Origin of the sequence: Klebsiella sp. K47, assembly GCF_051858335.1 — a bacterium.
Classification (GTDB): Bacteria; Pseudomonadota; Gammaproteobacteria; order Enterobacterales; family Enterobacteriaceae; genus Klebsiella; species Klebsiella pneumoniae.
This window is the reverse complement of record NZ_JBPYUI010000517.1, coordinates 1-216: the sequence shown is the minus strand read 5'-3', so window position 1 is coordinate 216 and position 216 is coordinate 1. Positions and strand designations below refer to the sequence as shown.

The 216-nt window shown below is 47.2% G+C and carries 1 protein-coding gene; it reads left to right on the top strand.

All coding sequences use genetic code 11. From position 1 onward, the window contains the following. Positions 1 to 216, top strand: a 216-nt coding sequence (locus RRF55_RS29040) for a TerC family protein (RefSeq protein WP_439419456.1), incomplete at both ends; no start/stop codon positions are given.

Here is a 216-nt window from a genome sequence, read left to right as displayed (position 1 = left end):
GTTGGTTTGATCCTTGCACTCTTAATGCGTTTGGTGCTGTTGGCCTCAATTGCTTGGGTGGTGACACTGACCGAGCCGCTGTTCCATATCTTCGACCATCCTTCCTCAGGACGGGATTTGATTCTTCTGTTTGGTGGGGTGTTTTTACTGTTTAAAGGCACCATGGAACTGCATGAGCGTATTGACGCCAAAGTGGTTCAAAAAGAAGAAAGTCCA